The organism is Polaribacter sp. ALD11 (assembly GCF_002831685.1).
In the GTDB taxonomy this organism is placed as follows: Bacteria; Bacteroidota; Bacteroidia; order Flavobacteriales; family Flavobacteriaceae; genus Polaribacter.
This window is the reverse complement of sequence record NZ_CP025119.1, coordinates 2,839,459-2,858,928: the sequence shown is the minus strand read 5'-3', so window position 1 is coordinate 2,858,928 and position 19,470 is coordinate 2,839,459. Positions and strand designations below refer to the sequence as shown.

Sequence of the window (19,470 nt, the reverse complement as noted above, 5' to 3'; positions counted from 1 at the left end):
ATTACAAACGATAAAAATACTAAAATAGTTTCTCTAATGAATACAGAAAAAGTAGCAACTCATATTATTTCTTGGTTAAAGGAATATGCTGAAAACGCAAAGGTAAAAGGTTTTGTTGTTGGTGTTTCTGGCGGAATAGATTCTGCACTTACCTCTACACTTTGCGCAAAAACAGGTTTCCCTACATTATGTGTAGAAATGCCAATTCATCAAGCAGAAAGTCAGGTCACTAGAGCAGAAGAGCATATTAAACAATTAAAAGAGGCGTTTAGCAATGTTTCTGAAGTAAGAGTAGACTTAACCTCTACTTTTGAAGATTTTAAAAACGTAGTTCCACAAACAGAATCTTCTGCAAAGGTAGATTTATCTTTAGCAAACACAAGAGCTAGATTACGTATGACAACTTTATACTACTTTGCTGGCTTACATAGCTATTTAGTTGCGGGAACAGGTAATAAAGTTGAAGATTTTGGAGTAGGGTTCTACACAAAATATGGTGACGGTGGTGTAGATTTAAGTCCGATTGCAGATTTAATGAAATCTGAAGTCTATGAATTAGCAGCCTATTTAAAAGTTCCCAATTCAATACAAAAAGCACAACCCACAGATGGCTTATTTGGAGACAGTAGAACAGATGAAGATCAAATTGGCGCTTCTTACGACGAGTTAGAATGGGCTATGAAACAACAAGATAAAGGAAAAACTGAAAACAATTTTTCAGGAAGAGACCAAGAGGTTTTTAAAATATACGAAAGACTAAATAGAATTAACCAACATAAAATGGTACCAATACCTTTGTGTGAAATTCCAGAAGAATTAAAATAAAAAGACAAAAATCCCGTAAAATTATTTTACGGGATTTTTTTTATGTTTTACTCTAAAACTCTATAAGATATTAGCTGAAATCATCATTTTTTTGATTCTCATATAAGCTCTTTTTTTCGAGCCTTTAGAAATTTCAAAAGGTAAAAAAACAAATAACTGAACAATTTTTAATAGTTGTAAAATTCTTTTCATAATCGAGTATTTTTCTTTAGCAAGTGCAATATACAAAAAAACTATTCTTATAAATGAATACTACCTAGGGGAAAACACCTTATTTTACAATTTAATAACCTTATACAACTCTATTTAATTTCTCAAAAAGACTGATTCTTAGACCTGTATAGCTTTTTATTGTTTCTAAATCTATTGCAATTTCTGCACTAGCTTCTTTTACCAACTCTTCAATTTTCTTTCCTATTAAAACCCTTCTCAAATTAAAAACAGCATCGCTTACTAACTTGGGTAAGATCTCTAAAGCCGTTTTTACCTCAATATTTTGCCCCTCCCAATCGCTTAATTGATGCTTTTCTTCATCCATTAAAATAGAAGTAACTGTCGATGAAATATCAGAATTTTTATGATTTACTAAAGTATCTATTTCTAATTTTTCAAATTGATTTAATTGATGGATTATCTCTGTATAAATCTCTTGAAAAATAATATTTGTAAATTCTGTTTCATCATCTTGCAAATGCACATAAATCTCTGCAGAAACATTATTATTATATTTTCTTGAAGTTGTGGTTACTTTTCCTTGTTCATCTTCATTTTCAATTTCTTCGATAAATTCGGCGACTTCATTACCAAATAATAATAAAATTCTAATAATTTCTTTTTCTAAAATAGAAAGTTGATCTATTTTTTCTGTTGAAGTACCACCTTTTACCAATCCCATTTTAGCTTGCTCTTGCTCCATAAAATATTCTGGTGGTGGTTCATTAGGGTCTTGTTGCGATCTACTTTGTTGTCTACTTGCTTTGCTTTTTTCTTGCTCTCCTTTTTTTATAATTTGTGCCAATTCACTAAACAAAACACGTTCAGAAACTTCCATAATTCTTGCACATTCTTGCACATACACTTCACGCTGAATGCCATCAGGAATTTTAGAAATACTTACCACAATATCTCTAATTACACCCGCTTTTTTTATAGGATCATTATTTGAATCTTTTAATAAAAGAGAAACTTTAAAGTTGATAAAATCTTGTGCAGCATCTTCTAAATAAGTTTTTAGCTCTGCATTTGAATGTGATTTTGCAAAACTGTCTGGGTCTTCTCCATCAGGAAATTGAACCACTTTTACATTCATTCCTTGCTCTAGAATGATGTCAATTCCACGAATAGAAGCTCTCATTCCTGCAGCATCACCGTCAAAAAGTACCGTAATATTTTTAGTAAGTCTATTAACCAATCTAATTTGATCTGACGACAATGCCGTTCCTGAGGAAGCAACTACATTTTCTACCCCAGATTGATGGAAGGAAATTACGTCTGTATAGCCTTCTACCAAATAACAATTGTCTTGTTTTGCTATATCTTTCTTCGCTTGAAAAAGACCATATAAAATTTTACTTTTATGATAAATATCGCTTTCTGGAGAGTTTAAATATTTCGCTGCTTTTTTATCTGCAGTTAAAATTCTACCTCCAAAACCTAAAATTCTACCAGACATAGAGTGAATTGGAAACATAACACGCCCTTTAAAACGGTCGAATTGTCTGTTCTCTTTTACGATTGTTACTCCGGTTGAAGCTAAATATTTTAAATCATATCCTTTAGCTAAAGCGGCATTTGTAAAAGCATCCCATTCATCTAAACAATAGCCTAACTCAAAGGTTTTTATAGTTTCATCTGTAAAACCACGTTCTTTAAAGTAAGAAAGTCCGATTGCTTTTCCTTTGTTAGAATTTAGCATTATATCATGAAAATAATCTTTAGCAAATGTAGAAACCATAAACATGCTTTCCCTTTCATTCATTTGCGCTTTTTCCTCGCTAGATTGCTCTGTCTCTTCTATTTCTATATTGTACCTTTTCGCTAACCATTTAATAGCTTCAGGATATGTGTAATGCTCATGTTCCATTAGAAATGAAATCGCATTCCCTCCTTTTCCTGTAGAAAAATCTTTCCAAATTTGTTTTACTGGAGATACTACAAATGAAGGTGATTTTTCATCTACAAACGGACTTAACCCTTTGAAATTACTTCCTGCTTTTTTTAGTTGAACAAACTCTCCAATAACCTCTTCTACTCTTGCGGTCTCAAAAACTCGGTCTATGGTACTTCTTGATATCATTTAGTGGCGTATTAAAAAGGAATACAAATATAAGAATTAGATGTTTCTAATATTTTTCATTTTGATAAAATAAAAAAAACCTCACTACATTATAATAGTGAGGTTTTATTTTTCATCTCGACTTGCTCGATGTAACATTTTATAAAATTACGAAGCTGCTTTTAATTTCTTCAATGCAGTGTTCGTTAATTTTGCTTCTGCATATTCTTTGGTAACATTAAATATTTTTTCATCTGAACTAGGTAGCTCAAACATGGCATCTGTAAAAATTGCTTCACATAAAGAACGCAAACCTCTTGCACCTAGTTTATATTCAACCGCTTTTTCTACAATATAATTTAACGCTCCTTCTTCTATTGTAAAATCAACTTCATCCATTGTAAACAACTTAGAATATTGTTTTATAATAGCATTTTTAGGTTCTGTTAAAATGGCTCTTAATGTAATAGCATCTAGAGGATTCATGTAGCTTAAAACAGGTAAACGTCCAATAATTTCAGGAATTAAACCAAATGCTTTTAAATCTGAAGGGATAATGTATTTTAACAAGTTCTCTTCATCTACTTTATCATCATCTAAAGATGCTGTAAAACCTACCGCTTGCATGTTTAAACGCTTGCTAATAAATCTTTCAATTCCAGAAAATGCTCCACCCGCAATAAATAAAATCTCTTTGGTGTCTACCTCTATAAATTTCTGTTCAGGATGCTTTCTTCCACCTTTAGGTGCAACATTTACAACGGTTCCTTCTAGTAATTTTAATAATGCTTGCTGAACACCTTCACCAGAAACATCTCTTGTTATAGATGGGTTGTCTCCTTTTCTGGCAATTTTATCAATTTCATCAATAAAAATAATACCCCTTTGCGCCTTTTCTACATCATAGTCTGCAGCTTGCAACAATTTACTTAAAATACTTTCTACATCTTCACCAACATATCCTGCTTGTGTTAATACAGTTGCGTCTACAATAGCAAAGGGTACGTTTAGCATTCTTGCAATTGTTTTTGCTACTAAGGTTTTTCCTGTTCCGGTTTCACCTACTAAAACAATGTTAGATTTTTCGATCTCAACATCATCATCTTCACTATCTTTTGTCTGCAATAATCTCTTATAATGATTATAAACAGCAACAGACATAGAACGCTTTGTTTCATCTTGACCAATAATATATTGATCTAAGAACTCTTTAATTTGTATCGGCTTTCTAAGTGTTAAGTCTTTAGACAAACCATTCGTTTTTGTTTCAGAAACTTCTTCCTCTACAATACCATGTGCTTGTTCTATACATTTATCACAAATATGAGCATCCATACCTGCAATTAGCAAGTCGGTTTCTGCTTTTTTTCGTCCGCAAAACGAACATTCTAAATTTTCTTCTTTCGACATTATTCCTTGCTTTAGGCCTTAGGCTTTAAGCGTTAGACAGCAGCACTTTTAAGGGCGTACTACAGATCGCTTATTGCTTATTGCAAACTATTTATTTCTTTCTCTCTAAGACTTCATCAATCATTCCGTATACTTTTGCTTCATCTGCTCTCATCCAATAATCTCTATCAGAATCATTGTGTACTTTTTCTAAAGTTTGACCAGAATGGTTTGAGATAATTTCATACAATTCATCTTTTAACTTTATAATTTCTCTCGCAGTAATTTCAATATCAGAAGCTTGCCCTTGCGCCCCACCTAAAGGTTGGTGAATCATAATTCTAGAGTGTGGTAACGCAGAACGTTTTCCTTTTTCTCCTGCACACATTAAGACAGCACCCATAGAAGCTGCCATTCCTGTACAAATTGTTGCAACATCTGGTTTTATAAATTGCATTGTATCATAAATACCTAAACCTGCATATACGCCTCCTCCAGGAGAGTTTATATAAATTGAAATATCTTTATTTGCATCTACACTTTCTAAGAACAATAATTGCGCCTGAATAATATTAGCTACTTGATCGTTAATTCCTGTTCCTAAGAAAATAATTCTGTCCATCATTAAACGTGAAAAAACATCCATTTGAGTGATGTTCATTTGACGTTCTTCCATAATGTATGGCGTTAAACTACTTGTTATTTTTGTATAATTGGTACTACTAATTCCGTGATGTTTTGTTGCGTATTTCTCGAACTCTTTTCCGTAATCCATTATTCTGCTTCTTTTAATATTTGTTTTGTAAATATAAGAACTATTTCTTACTATTTTGTTTCAGTTTGTCGGTAAAAAAACCTGAATCTAACAATTCAGGTTTTTATTTTTATATATCTACACGTAGTTAAAAACAACCTAGTGAGATTCTAAAAATAGCCTAAGACTACTTATAAACTTCTTTTGTAAACGCTTCGTAAGAAAGTTCTTTTGTTTTAAAACTCATGTTTTCTTTGTAAAAAGCCAATAATTTCTGACTAATTAATTGAGATTGTAATTTCTGAGCTTCTTCTTGATTTTGTAAAATTCTACCAGCAATTTCGTCCAATTCTTTTTCTTCTGGATTCATGTTACCAAACTGAGCCATCTGCGTACGGATAAATCCTTTTGCATATTCTACCAATTCTGTATACTCTAATTTAATATCATTATCCTTCATAATCTTTCCTTCGATTAATTGGTAACGTAAACCTGTTTCAGATTTATCAAATTCAGCTTTAGCTTCTTCAGCCGTTAATGGTTTCTCACCAGCATTTTGCAACCATTTTTGTAAAAATTCTGACGGCAAATCAAACTTTGTTGTTTCAACTAAGTGCTCTGTAATTGCATTTAATAATTGTTGATCTCCTTGTTGCTTGAATTGCTTTTCTGCGTCTTCTTTAATTTTTGCTCTTAATTCTTCTGCATTAGAAACACTTCCATCAGGGAATAATTTATCGAACAACTCTTTATCTAAATCTGCTGGTTCGGTCTTTGTAACCTCTTCTATTGTTAAAGTAACAGGAATGTCTAAATCGTGAATTTCATCATGAGAAACTTCTAAAATTTGTTGTAATTTATGATCGTTTTCAAATAATTTCTTAGTCTCTAACTCAATTACATCACCAATTTTAGCTCCAATAAACTTCTTTTCGTTCTTTTTACCTTGCAAATCACTTACTAAGAAAGTCCCTTTTTTATTGATTTCTTTTTCCTCATTTACAAAAGCACCCGTTATGTTAGAGTCTGCAGTAGCTTCTTCTAGAGGAGAAACCTTACCATAACGAATTTGAATATTCTTCATTTCTTCGTCTAGTAATTCTTCTGTAGCAATAATATTGTATTCTGTTACTTTCTTTTTAGATTTTAAATCTACATCAAATTGTGGCGCTAAACCTAATTCAAACTCAAAAGAAAGCGTTTCTGCATCCCAGTTAAAATCTTCTTTAACTCTAGGTAACGGATTACCTAAAAGCTCTAACTTTTCTTCTTGTAAATATGTATTTAAAGATGCTTGTAAAACCTTGTTAACCTCATCTATCATTAAAGATTTACCATACTGCTTTTTAATCATTCCCATTGGCACTTGTCCTTTTCTAAAACCAGGAACATTTGCTTTTTTACGGTGATCTTCTAACAGTGCTGAAACTTTTGCTTGATAGTCATCTGCAACAATATCAACTTTTACAACTGCGTTTAACGCATCTCTATTTTCTCTTGTAATATTCATTTCTTTGTTCTTTTATCTTAAAAAAATCGAGTGCAAAATTAATTAAAAAATAATTAGCTAACAAGTGTTTAATCTGTTCTATTTCACATAGAAATATCTAAAATGCTAAATATTATAAATTCTAATTACACTGATTATCATTAGTTTAATTATAGTATTATTCTTTTTTTTCTTCGGAAATATTCTGAAGAGTTCTCAGCAAAACCTCCAATAAAAAATTAGTTATTAATTCTCTTATCTTCCTTTAGTAACGAAAACAATGCAGATCTAAATATAGATAGTAAAATACTAAAAAATAAAGCTGTCCAAAAGCCTGAAACCGTAAAACCAGTTACTAATTTGTCTGCCAAAATGATTATAATTGCATTTATTACAAAGATAAATAGACCAAAAGTGACGATTGTTGCTGGCAATGTAAAGAAGATTAACAAAGGTCTTACAATCATGTTTAGCAATGCAATTACTGCTGCAACTATAATTGCAGAAACATAACCAGAAACTGCTACACCTGGTAAAATATTAGCCAACACAATTACTGCAAGTGCTGTTAACAAAATTTTTAAAAATGTTTTCATGTGTTTTGTTTTAGTACTCTTACTCTAAAAGCGAAAACTATACCAAATGAAAAAAGACTGCTTTTTTGTCAGGTTTATGAGTAAATTATGGCTAATTAAGTCAAAAAATAACTACAAGTAACCCTTTGCAACAAGTACCATTAAAGTTTTTACCCCCAGAATACCACTAGTTAAAACGAACGTTAACAAATAATATTAACAAGAAAAGAAATAATTAAAAAAAACTTACCTCTATAGACTAGCCTGCGTTAGGGATTGTAGAGAAAAGCCCACAGAGAGGAACGAACGAGGACTTGCAACGTAAAGCCCGACCCTTTTCGGGTAACGCCCAAATAAAAACAAAATTATTTGTCTTTCTGAAGCTCCGTAGCCTTACGCTCTAACTCTGCTTGAAATTCTTCCATCACAGGTTTTACTGTACTTTCTGGTATGTCTGCTACCTTAATATACATTAAACCGTCTACTGCATTGTTAAATTTAGGATCTACATTAAATGCTACCAAACGTGCATTCTGCTTCACATACTTTTTAATTAACACAGGTATTCTTAATGCTCCTGGTTCAATTTCATCGATAATTTTATCGAATTTTTGCATATCTGCTTTGGTTGCATCAAATACAAAATCTTTATCACCATCTTTTAGCTTCACTTTAAATTCTTTCTTAGGACGAATATATTGTGCAATATACGGATCGTAATAATGTGATTTCATAAACTCAATCATCAAAGATTTCGAGAAATCTGAAAATTGATTACTAATTGAAACACCACCCATTAAATATTTATATTCAGGATAACGCAATGTTACATGTACAATTCCTTTCCATAATAAAAATAGAGGCATTGGTTTCTGCTGGTATTCACCAATAATAAAAGCTCTACCCATTTCTATTGTATTTTCCATCATTTGATGCAATTCGGGCTCAATTCTAAACAAGGTTTGTACATAAAAACCATTGATTCCGTGTTTTTTATAAATCTCTCTTCCAAGTCCCATTCTATAAGCACCTGCCAATTTACCTTCTACAGAATCCCACAGTAATAAATGGTGGTAATATTTATCGAACTTATCTAAATCTATTTCTTTATTGGTACCTTCACCAACAGCTCTAAAAGTAATTTCACGCAATCTACCTATTTCATGTAATAAATTAGGAATGTCTTTAGCTCTAGCAAAAAAGACTTCATAATTCTTACTTTCTAACAGTCTGCTATCTTTGTCTCTTAATGCATTTATCTCTTTTACAAAGAATTCTGAATTTCTTTGAAGTGTTATTTTTCTAGCAGTTTTTTTAATCTTAATATTTCCCCTAGAAATTAATTTATGGGCTTTCTCAAAAGGATTCGCCAACATGTACGTTTTCTTTCTAATAAATTCTGAGAAAGCAGCAATATCTTTAAATTCATTTTGATCTTTTACTGAAATAGGTTTTCCTATTCTTACTTTAATAACTCTACCTCCTTGATACATCACCTCAGATGGTAGTTTTGCAGTTCTTAAAGTATCGGAAAACTTAGATAAAATATAAAATAACCTACTATTTTTTGCGTGAAAATAAATAGGAATTACAGGTACATTTGCTTTTTTAATAAACCTTACTGCGCCTTCTTCCCAAGGTTTATCTACATTTAACTTTCCGTCTTTATAAGTAGAAACTTCTCCGGCTGGGAAAATACCCATCGGTTTCCCTTCCCTTAAATGCATCAATGCACTCTTAATACCTGCAACACTAGATTTTGCATCTTTTCTTGTTTCAAAAGGATTTACCGGCATTACATAAGGCTTTAAAGGCGCTATTCTGTGCAGTAAAAAATTAGCAATTATTTTATAATCTGCTCTTTTTTCAATTAACAACTTTAACAATAAAACGCCATCAATTCCGCCCAAAGGGTGATTTGAAACTGTAATAAATGGTCCTTCTTTAGGAATCCTTTTTAAATCATCTTCAGGTATTTCGAATTTTATCTTACAATCATCTAAGATTCCGTTTAAAAAATCTAAATCAGATTTGTTTTTGTTGTTTTCATAAATTTTATTGATAGATGATATGCGAAGTATCCTTAAAAGAATCCAACCGACAAAAGTTCCTAAAAACCCAAATTTCTGTAAACCAATTACTTGTGCAATTTCCTTAGATGTTACTAATGCCATAATTTACGATTAGACGTAATTGCAAATATACTAAAAAGAAATATTAATTTATTAATTTATTGCCAAAACACCCTATAGGCATGAATTTTGTGGAATTTAGAAAACTGAAATATCTTTCTATTTATAAAATTACTTTGCTACTTAACCGCATAAACCGAATATAAATAATACAATAAATCCTATAAAACAACGTACTAACTTTTCTATCTATATTGTTGCTAGCACTATCTGAATCGTCTCCTTATTTACCTGTGTTAATAATGATTTTCCTTTTTCTTCTATACTGTCAATAGCTTTATCATCAAAATGGCGCACGGTAAACAAATCAACCCCTTTCTGAACTTCTATCTTAAATTCCTTTTTCAACTCTTCATAAAAGGCATCAAAGGTGTTAAATTTATTATCAATACAAACAGAAAAACTGATAGCAGAATTCTGAATTAAATTTACTTTTAATTGATAATCGTGTAATTTCTGAAAAATATAGCTAATGTTATTTTCTACCATAAAAGAGAAATCTAACGCAGAAATAGAAACTAAAACCTGGTCTTTCTTTACAATAAAACAAGGAATATAAGGCACTAATCTTGTACCCTGAGTAACTCTTGTACCTGTTTCTTTTGGGTTGATAAAAGAACGCACAAGTAACGGAATTCCTTTTCGTTCTAATGGCTGTAATGTTTTAGGATGAATTACAGAAGCTCCGTAAAAAGCCATTTCAATTGCTTCTTCATAAGAAATTTGCTCTAACAGAGTAGTTTCTTCAAAAACTCTTGGATCTGCATTTAAAACCCCAGGAACATCTTTCCAAATAGTTACACTTTCCGCATCTAAACAGTAAGCAAAAATACCAGCCGTATAATCTGAACCTTCTCTACCTAAGGTGGTGGTGTTCTCAGTGTCATTTGCAGCAATAAAACCTTGCGTAATATTTAGTTTAGAAGCGTCTAATTTATTGCTAATAATATCTTGTGTCAAGTCCCAGTCTACTTTTGCATCTCTATAATTACTATCGGTTTTTATATAGTTTCTTACATCAAACCAATTATTTTCAATTCCTACTTTGGTTAGATATGCACTTACAATTTTGGTTGACAAAAGTTCGCCAAAACAGATAATTTGATCGTAAACATAGTTATATCTTTGCGAAGTATTTCTTGCTAAGAACCAGCTTAACTCTCCTAAGAGAATATTAATTTCCTTATAAATCTCATCATTTTTATCAAATAAGCCATCCATTATGTTTTTATGATAGTTTTCAATAACTCCTAATTTTTCTGATAACTTTTCTGTTTTATTGTAATAAGCATCGATAACCTCTTCAAAAGCATTTGTAATTTTTCCCATAGCAGAAATTACAACCACTGTATTATCTGTACCTTCATTTTGTAAAATACTAATTACGTTTTTTACACTTGCTGCATCTTTTGTAGACGCTCCACCAAATTTAAAAATCTTCATTTTTAATTATAATTTAAGAAAATTGTTAGTTAAATCATCATTTATAGATAAATTTTAAATACATTTTTCATGTATCAAAATCATTCAAAATGATATATTTACTTAATTATTTTGAATAAATTTTACTAAATTTTCTTTATTCATTTGCACCACAGACCAATTATTTAAATAAGTTGCGCCTGTACTTTTGTAAAACTCAATTGCATTGGTGTTCCAATCAATTACTTCCCAAGCAACTCTGTTAAAGTTATTGTCATAAGCATATTTTAAAACTGCGGAATACAATGCTTTTCCTGCTCCAATTTTTTGCTTACTTTTTGTAACCATTAAATCTTCTAAATGTATACTACGCCCTTTCCATGTAGAAAAACGTTCGTAAAACAAAGCGATTCCTATGATATTGTTTTCTTGTTCTGCAACAAATACTTTAAACTTTGGAGCTTCGGAAAAACCATCTCTAACCAAATCTGCTACTGTAATTTCTACAGCTTCTGGTTCTTTTTCAAAAACGGCCAATTCAGTAATTAAATTAAAAACAGCTTGCATGTCTTTTTCTTGCCCTAATCTTACTTTAAAGTCCATATTATTTTAATTTTAATCAAAGATAGTTTTTTTGAAATCAGTTAAAAATATTTAGTGTTTTTGAACATTTCTTTTTAATTTGTTCAAAATTCATAGCTTACAGCTAACTTTTTCTTTTTTTAGGAGGAAAAACCTATGTAGCGAAAACGATTTAGTTAAAAAAAAATAGCATCTTTGTAACGTTGAACAAATTCTTAAAAATGGCAAAAAAAAATCAAACTTTAGGTGAGTTTATTATCGAAAATCAAGACTCATTTAAATACACTTCTGGAGAACTTTCTAGATTAATTAATTCTATAAGATTAGCTGCAAAAGTAGTAAATCATGAAGTAAACAAAGCTGGTTTAGTAGATATTACTGGTGCTGCCGGAGACACAAACATACAAGGTGAAGACCAACAGAAGTTAGATGTTTATGCTAATGAAAAGTTTATACAAACACTTACAAAAAGAAATATAGTCTGTGGTATTGCAAGTGAAGAAGAGGATGATTTTGTGGCAATTAATAGTCAAGATGAAAATAACCAGAATAAATATGTAGTTTTAATTGACCCTTTAGACGGCTCTTCTAATATTGATGTTAATGTATCTGTAGGAACTATATTTTCTATATTTAGACGCGTTACACCGGCAGGAACTCCTGTTAAATTAGAAGATTTTTTACAAAAAGGAAACAAACAGGTTGCTGCTGGTTATGTAGTATACGGAACCTCTACAATGTTGGTATATACAACTGGAGATGGTGTAAACGGTTTTACATTAAACCCAGCAATTGGTACCTTTTATTTATCACACCCAAACATGACTTTTCCTGAAGATGGAAATATTTATTCTGTAAATGAAGGAAATTATTTAGACTTCCCTTTAGGAATCAAAAAATATATAAAATACTGTCAAGAAGAGGAAGGAGAAAGACCTTACACCAGTAGGTATATTGGTTCTTTAGTTTCAGATTTTCATAGAAATATGATTAAAGGTGGTGTCTATATGTACCCAAAAGGATCTAGAAACCCGAATGGAAAATTACGTTTATTGTACGAATGTAACCCAATGGCTTTTATTGCAGAACAAGCAAATGGTAAATCTTCTGATGGTTATACAAGAACAATGGATGTTGAACCTACAGAACTTCACCAAAGAGTTCCTTTTATCTGTGGAAGCAAAAATATGGTAAATAAAGTAGAAGAATTTATGCAAAAGTTTGGTGAATAAATCTTATTTATACTGTTATAAGTTAACAAGGGCTTAATATTTTGGGAAATTGTAACATATTAAGTAAATTTACACTAGCAAAAAACAAATACGAACTTTAAAAATATAAAAAAATGGCTTTTAAGTTACCAGAGTTAGAATATGCATATGATGCATTAGAACCAAATATAGATGCTAAAACTATGGAAATTCACCATAGCAAACATCACAACGGATATACAACAAAATTAAACGGAGCAATTGAAGGAACTGATTTAGAGGGAAAGTCTATTGAAGATATTTTAACTAATCTTGACATGAGTAATGGCGCTGTTAGAAACAATGGTGGTGGTTTTTACAATCATTCATTATTTTGGACAGTAATGAACCCTGAAGACAAAGGATACCTTTCTGGAGAATTAAAAGACGCTATTGAAGCTGCTTTTGGCTCTAAAGAAGCATTTATGGAAGCTTTTTCTAAAGCTGCTGCAACACAATTCGGTTCTGGTTGGGCTTGGTTATGTGTACATAAAGGCGGTAAAGTAGAAGTTTGTTCTACACCAAACCAAGACAACCCATTAATGCCGGGTGTTACTTGTGGAGGAACTCCTATTTTAGGATTAGACGTTTGGGAACATGCATATTACTTAAACTACCAAAACAGAAGACCAGATTATATTGATGCATTTTTTAATGTAATTAACTGGAATGAAGTTGAACGCAGATATGCTGAAGCAAAATAAGTTACCTTTAGTATCTCCTTTTTTATACAAGAAGTGATTTACTTATAAATTAAAAAAAAGCATCCAATTAATTGGATGCTTTTTTTGTGCTTGTAAAAGCTCTCTTTAAAAAAACTTCTTTGAAACTACTCCTTCTTCAGTTTCTATTGTTATTATATAAATAGAATTACTTAGGCTGTTTGTTTTTAATATAACCTCTTTTTTATTTAGTTGAAATTCATCATTAACTTCTATTATTTTTTGACCTAAAAGATTGTAAACAAGCACCTGCTTTATGTTTGTCTCAGTATTATTTTGAATTGTTAATTCTTTTAGTTTTCTATTATGGTATACTTTAAATGAATTCATTAAAAAGTCGTCTTCAATACTTAAGGTAGATTCCTTAAAAACAATATAAAACCTATTTTCGTACAACCCAGCATCTAAATTAAGTTTTGCTGATGAATTCATTAAATTATAGGTCAAATCTAATTTGGTATCTTTTAAGTAAATAAGATTATTTATATTTTGAGTTTTATCAATATTAATACTTACAGTTTGAGCTTTCTCTATAATTATTTCTAAAGGAATTTCTAAATTTTCTTTAATTTGTTCCACCCCTGCTATTGTATAAAAACTATCGTCCTCTGGAAATTTCCAATACATATCTGTTACTTGCCTATCTGATATTTTACTATCAAAACCTCTATCATAATCAAATGAGTTTCCTTCTTTGAATGAAATAGCTATTTGCTTATGGTAAACTTGATTTAAAATTGGAGAAAAATCCATTCCTAATTTTAATATAGGCAAATCATCAATTTTATCTTTTTTACTCGTTTTTAAAAAATAAGAACCTCCTGTACCTTCAGGAACCAAAGCTCTTTGACTATTATTAAACAACAAGTCACCTGCATTATCGGTATTAAAGAAAAAACCCTGAGCAATTGCCAAATGATTAAATGGCGGCGCTGTATATGAATATTCTTGCCTCCCAAAAACCTTATCTATAGCAGTTAGATTTGCATCGTTAGATTTTAATAAGACAATATCGTCTGGCTGAATTGTTACTAGTACTTTAAGGGTAGTTAAAACACCAGATGTATTTGGTAGATTTACACTTGTTAATTGACTAACACTATTAATATCTATATCTATATTTTTAGAAGATAGAGATTCATAAACGATATATATACCATCTACAGGCTTAGATAGTTTATTAAAGTTAAAGCTAAGATTATCGCTAGCAGAAGTCAACTCTACTTTATCACCAACAATTGAACTACCTCCTCCTAATATTGCACTTTCGGCTTCAATAACAACATCAACTTGCGTTGGCGCAGTTGCTTGTGTAGAGGTAGATGTATTTATAGTTGCATAATCACCATTATAACCACTACTATAATGTCCAAGAACGTCTTCTGCATTACTAACATCTGCTTGTTGCCACAAATAAGCCGTAGCTCCAATAGATGAGTTGTCTGTTAGAAACTTTTGTATATTAAATGCTGATGGATAAGGGTTACCGATCAAAACATTTACACCTGAAGGAACACCTGTATATGTATAGTTTCCATCATTTGGAGTTCCAACAAATGTGTAATTTTGTGCTCTTCCTGGTCCTTTTAAAATATAGCCTTTACCTGGGTTTATTACTTTTGTACTTCCGATTCCTGAATTATTATCATAAGCATATGTTCCGCTTCCTAAATCATCATACGTATATATCCAACGATTCGCTAACTGTATTGGAGACCCATTAAAATTACCGTCTAACCCAGCAATAAAACCTATATCTGATGGCAAAGAACTTAATGAAGTTGGTGTTGTACCATCTTTCATTACGCTTGCAACTGTATAATTATTTTGGCCAACAGTTGCTACTGGTGATGAAAAATAATTATAGAGGTATATACTTTCAACTTCAGAGTTTTGATCAACATACAATTTTCCCGAACCTGTAATTGTCGACGTTCCTAAATGGGTTTGCATTAACTGTGCTCCGCCAATTAATCTTATATCTCCATTTAACTGAACTCCATGTGCAACTTCTAGCCCTAGGTTTGAGTTAATTACCAATTTCCCTCCAGCTTCCACCTCTACTTCTCTAACATTTGCATTTTCGGTTAGTGCTAAGGTACCAGTTGCAGTAGATTTAACTAACAACTTATAACAACTATCAGAATTATTTGGTACGCTCAATGCACCAGAACCGTTATAAAATTTCGTTCCATCTACAACAATTAAGTCCTGATATTCAATTGTAAAGTAATCGTTATCTGCAAAAACGACATTGCTTGCTTTATAAAAGCCTCCTCCAACATCTGTTAATTCATAAGTAGACGTTGGAGACAATAAATCGCCATCATTATCTACAACCAATTTTAAGGCTGAACATAATTGTTTTCCAGAAATATCTATTCCATTTAAATCTAAAATAAAGCTAACACTACCAACATCATTTCTTTTACTTACTCTCCATTTTGTAGATATTCTTTCTTGATAATTACTAGTATTTGTAACAAAGGTGGTTGTTGCTTTATTATCTCTTCCCCAAAATAAAAATTCATCATTAGCCAAAGCACTAGGGTTATACATTCTTACAATTCCTGTTCCTTGAGAATCTGTATGATTTGAACCGTCTGTTGCTTGTCCTATTCCTGCAACATCATGATCAAAATTAAATCCTGAATTGTCTTGCGTGTAAAAATCATTATTTTGAAGAGTTAAACCGTATTTAGCTGTCAAATAATTATCGGTAATAATTTTCTCTGTCATGTTTAAAACCGTTGAATACACTATTATTTCTGAGACATTTCCATTTGTAAAATTCCCGAATTCAATAGTGGAAATAGGGGCTGTAGTACTGCCAACATTAAGCGTAAATGAGTCTTCTAAAGTATCTGTTAGTTTTCTTATTTCATATGAATTAGCAGCACTTTGTTTAGAAAAACTTAAAATAGCATCTAATCCAAAAGGAGAATTAATTCCACTGTCATAATCAGCCACTCCGTACCTTGTAAATCCTATATTTCCAGAATTATTCCATTGTTCAAATCTAATCGAGGTACTTCCTGCTTTATTAAAAAGCCTAGATCTACTAGTAAAGTCTGATGCATTCAATACAAATAAAGCTGTACCTTCATTATAACTATTATCAGAACCACTCATAAAATCACTTCCATCAAAATTTGCTGCTGGATATCCGTTTATTGAGGTTTTATTAAATGTTGGTTGATTTGCAGTATTTCCTTGAGTGTAACTATTGGCATATCCACTTAAATCATTCCAAGAAACTAAAGGTGAAGAATTTGCAGGATTATTTGTTGTTATACCATCAGCATTAATATCATTGGCGTTCAACCATAAAACTAAACTAGTACCACCATCCGTTCCACCGACTCCTCCAGGACCTAAATGAGTAGTATTTGTTGGAACGGTTTCTCCGGTAACCTTAACATTGTCTATTGCCCACCAATAATCCCAATCACCAGTATAAGTAAACCTAACTTTTACATTTGACGCAGCATTCGATTGAGTTGTAATATTTAAAATAACATGTGTGGCTCCATTGTCCACAGCTATATAATTAGCTCCAGAATTAGTTGTGTAACTAGCAACTGTTTCCCAAGTGGCACCATTAAAAACTTCAACGATACAAGATTCTGGAGATTGATAATCTCTATATTGATAATCAAATTCTAAAGTAATAACGTCGTATATCCCTGTATCAAATTCACGTGTTTCTAAAGTTGCATTTTGACTGTTTCCATTACCATAATTATCACTATTTAAAATAGCATAATTACCATTAATATCACCAGCACTTATTCCTCTTGCTGAATTAAATTCCCAAATTTGACCTGAAATAGGACTACTTCCATTATCTATATTATTCCATCCTGTAGGTAAGACACCTCCAGAAAAATCTTCATTAATAATTACTGTGGTTTGACCAAAAGTGACTATTCCTAATAAAAGGAAAAGAATATAAACTCTTTGTTGTGCTTGTTTTAACATAATTATAGATTGTGCTAATACTACACTTAAGATATTCTCTGGGGAGTTATTCTTAAGTAATTAGATAATTTTTCAACAAGTTAAAAAAACATTCGTTTATTTACAAATTAATAAGCTCTTTTATCATTCCCTTCATAATAATTAATAAACGCCTCGTTTACAACCCTATGACCTCCTGGAGTTGGATAATCTCCTGTAAAATACCAATCACCTAAATTATCTGGACAAGCTATGTGTAAATTTTCTACCGTTTGGTAAATAACCTCAACATCTGCTTTTATATCTTCTGTTTTTAGCATTTGAGCAATCTTAGCTGAAACTTCTTCTGTAGTAAAAGGATCGTAAATTCCTTTTACAAAATTTACTATTTCTTCATCTTTTTTAGATTGCTGTGCTTTCGACTTTTTATAAACCTCGTCTATAACACTTTCCTGATTTGTATCTTTTAACAACTCAATTGCTGCCTTAAAGGCAATAAAATCATTAATTCTAGCCATATCAATTCCGTAACAATCTGGGTAACGAATTTGTGGTGCAGAAGAAACTACTACTATTTTTTTAGGGCTTAATCTATCTAAAATCTTAATAATACTTTTCTTTAATGTCGTTCCACGAACAATACTATCATCTATAATAACAAGATTATCTGTTGGTTTTACAACACCATACGTAATATCATACACGTGTTCTACCAAATCATCTCTACTACTATCATCAGCAATAAAAGTTCTTAGTTTCGCATCTTTAATCGCTATTTTTTCAAAGCGAGGTCTTTCAGATAGAATTTCTGTAACTCTTTCCGCAGATAACTTTGTTCCTCCTTCTAAAATTTTTGCTGTTTTTTGCTGATTTAATAAATCTTCCGCAGCTTCCGTCATTCCGTAGAAAGAAGTTTCTGCAGTGTTTGGTATGTATGAAAAAACAGTGTTAGAAATATCGCTATCAATCGATTTCAAAATCTTTGGAAACACTAATTTTCCTAAATTTTTTCTTTCTTCATAAATGGATGCATCACTTCCTCTAGAAAAATAAATACGTTCAAAAGAACAAGATTTTTTCTCTCTTGGCTCTAATACTTCTTTAATAGATGTTTTACCGTTTTTCTTAATAATTAAAGCATGCCCTCTTTCTAATTCTTGAACATCTTCTATTTTTACATTAAACACAGTTTGTATTACAGGTCTTTCTGAAGCTACAACTACAACTTCTTCATCTTCATAAAAATACGTTGGTCTAATTCCGTTAGGATCACGCAACACAAATGCGTCTCCATGACCAACCAAACCTGCCATTGCATAACCACCGTCCCAATTTTTAGAAGATCTTTTTAAAACTTTTTTAATGCTTAAATTTTCTTCAATAAAAGGAGAAGCGTCTATTTTACTAAACCCTTTTTTCTTCGCTTTTTGATATAGCTTAGCCACTTCATCTTCTAAAAAATGCCCAATTTTCTCCATTACAGTTACCGTATCTGTAAACTCTTTTGGATGTTGCCCTAATTCTACCAATTCTTCTAACAACTGTTTAGAATTTGTCATATTAAAGTTACCGGCAACTATTAGGTTTTGATGTTTCCAGTTACTTTGGCGTAAAAAAGGATGCACACTCTCGATACTATTTTTACCAAAAGTACCGTAACGAACATGTCCTAAAAATAAATTACCGATGTATGGCATATTTTCTTCTTGCCATGCAACGTCGTCTTTTTTATCCGGATTTTCCTCTAGGACATTATTTAAGCGATCGTTAATTTGAGCAAAAACGTCTTGTATTGGTTGCGATTTATTAGAACGAACCCTACTAATATATCTAGTTCCTGGCTCTACATTAAATTTAACGCTTGCAAAACCAGCACCATCTTGACCACGATTGTGTTGTTTTTCCATTAATAAATACATCTTATTAATTCCGTAGAAAGCAGAACCGTATTTATCTTTATAAAATTGTAAAGGTTTCTTTAATCGAACAAGTGCAATTCCACATTCGTGTTTAATAGCATCACTCATTGTATCTA

Annotated in this window: 13 protein-coding genes; 3 read left to right on the top strand and 10 right to left on the bottom strand. The window is 31.4% G+C overall.

Translation table 11 applies throughout. From position 1 onward, the window contains the following. Positions 1 to 36: 36 nt before the first annotated feature. Positions 37 to 825, top strand: coding sequence for an NAD(+) synthase (gene nadE / locus CW731_RS12565; protein WP_100947706.1), 789 nt, complete (start codon positions 37 to 39; stop codon positions 823 to 825). Between the two features lie 292 nt (positions 826 to 1,117). Here the strand turns inward: nadE and dnaG are convergent, their stop codons facing one another. The 8 genes from dnaG to CW731_RS12525 all read right to left on the bottom strand — a co-directional run bounded on the left by dnaG (position 1,118) and on the right by CW731_RS12525 (position 11,524). Further along, entirely contained in the window at positions 1,118 to 3,121 is a 2,004-nt protein-coding gene (dnaG, locus tag CW731_RS12560; protein WP_100947050.1) for a DNA primase, read from the bottom strand. A gap of 147 nt (positions 3,122 to 3,268) precedes the next feature. Further along, positions 3,269 to 4,510, bottom strand: a complete 1,242-nt coding sequence (gene clpX, locus CW731_RS12555) for an ATP-dependent Clp protease ATP-binding subunit ClpX (protein ID WP_100947049.1) — start codon at positions 4,508 to 4,510, stop codon at positions 3,269 to 3,271. A 91-nt stretch (positions 4,511 to 4,601) separates the two neighbouring features. Then, a complete protein-coding gene (gene clpP / locus CW731_RS12550; protein ID WP_100947048.1) occupies positions 4,602 to 5,264 on the bottom strand; it encodes an ATP-dependent Clp endopeptidase proteolytic subunit ClpP in 663 nt (220 codons plus the stop codon). Between the two features lie 166 nt (positions 5,265 to 5,430). After that, positions 5,431 to 6,753, bottom strand: coding sequence for a trigger factor (locus CW731_RS12545; RefSeq protein ID WP_100947047.1), 1,323 nt, complete (start codon positions 6,751 to 6,753; stop codon positions 5,431 to 5,433). A 218-nt stretch (positions 6,754 to 6,971) separates the two neighbouring features. Further along, positions 6,972 to 7,328, bottom strand: a complete 357-nt coding sequence (locus tag CW731_RS12540; protein WP_100947046.1) for a phage holin family protein — start codon at positions 7,326 to 7,328, stop codon at positions 6,972 to 6,974. A gap of 344 nt (positions 7,329 to 7,672) precedes the next feature. Further along, complete coding sequence (locus CW731_RS12535; protein WP_100947045.1) at positions 7,673 to 9,481, bottom strand: lysophospholipid acyltransferase family protein; 1,809 nt, start codon at positions 9,479 to 9,481, stop codon at positions 7,673 to 7,675. Positions 9,482 to 9,688: 207 nt separating this feature from the next. Beyond that, entirely contained in the window at positions 9,689 to 10,942 is a 1,254-nt protein-coding gene (locus CW731_RS12530; protein WP_100947044.1) for an aspartate kinase, read from the bottom strand. Positions 10,943 to 11,044: 102 nt separating this feature from the next. Next, positions 11,045 to 11,524: a GNAT family N-acetyltransferase gene (locus CW731_RS12525; protein ID WP_100947043.1), complete on the bottom strand. Its 480-nt coding sequence runs from the start codon at positions 11,522 to 11,524 to the stop codon at positions 11,045 to 11,047. A 200-nt stretch (positions 11,525 to 11,724) separates the two neighbouring features. On the opposite strand from CW731_RS12525, the gene fbp reads away from it, so the two are divergent. Both fbp and CW731_RS12515 read left to right on the top strand, forming a co-directional pair. After that, on the top strand, positions 11,725 to 12,735 hold the full coding sequence (gene fbp / locus CW731_RS12520) for a class 1 fructose-bisphosphatase (RefSeq protein WP_100947042.1): 1,011 nt from the start codon (positions 11,725 to 11,727) through the stop codon (positions 12,733 to 12,735). Between the two features lie 113 nt (positions 12,736 to 12,848). Next, positions 12,849 to 13,457 (top strand): superoxide dismutase, encoded by a 609-nt coding sequence (locus CW731_RS12515; RefSeq protein WP_100947041.1) that lies wholly within the window; start codon positions 12,849 to 12,851, stop codon positions 13,455 to 13,457. Positions 13,458 to 13,562: 105 nt separating this feature from the next. Here CW731_RS12515 and CW731_RS12510 read toward each other — a convergent pair whose 3' ends face one another. Then, positions 13,563 to 17,456 carry a T9SS type A sorting domain-containing protein gene (locus CW731_RS12510; protein ID WP_100947040.1) on the bottom strand — a complete coding sequence of 1,298 codons (3,894 nt, stop codon included), beginning with the start codon at positions 17,454 to 17,456 and terminating at the stop codon, positions 13,563 to 13,565. 107 nt (positions 17,457 to 17,563) lie between these two features. Continuing rightward, positions 17,564 to 19,462, bottom strand: coding sequence for an amidophosphoribosyltransferase (locus CW731_RS12505; protein ID WP_100947039.1), 1,899 nt, complete (start codon positions 19,460 to 19,462; stop codon positions 17,564 to 17,566). Positions 19,463 to 19,470 lie beyond the last annotated feature (8 nt).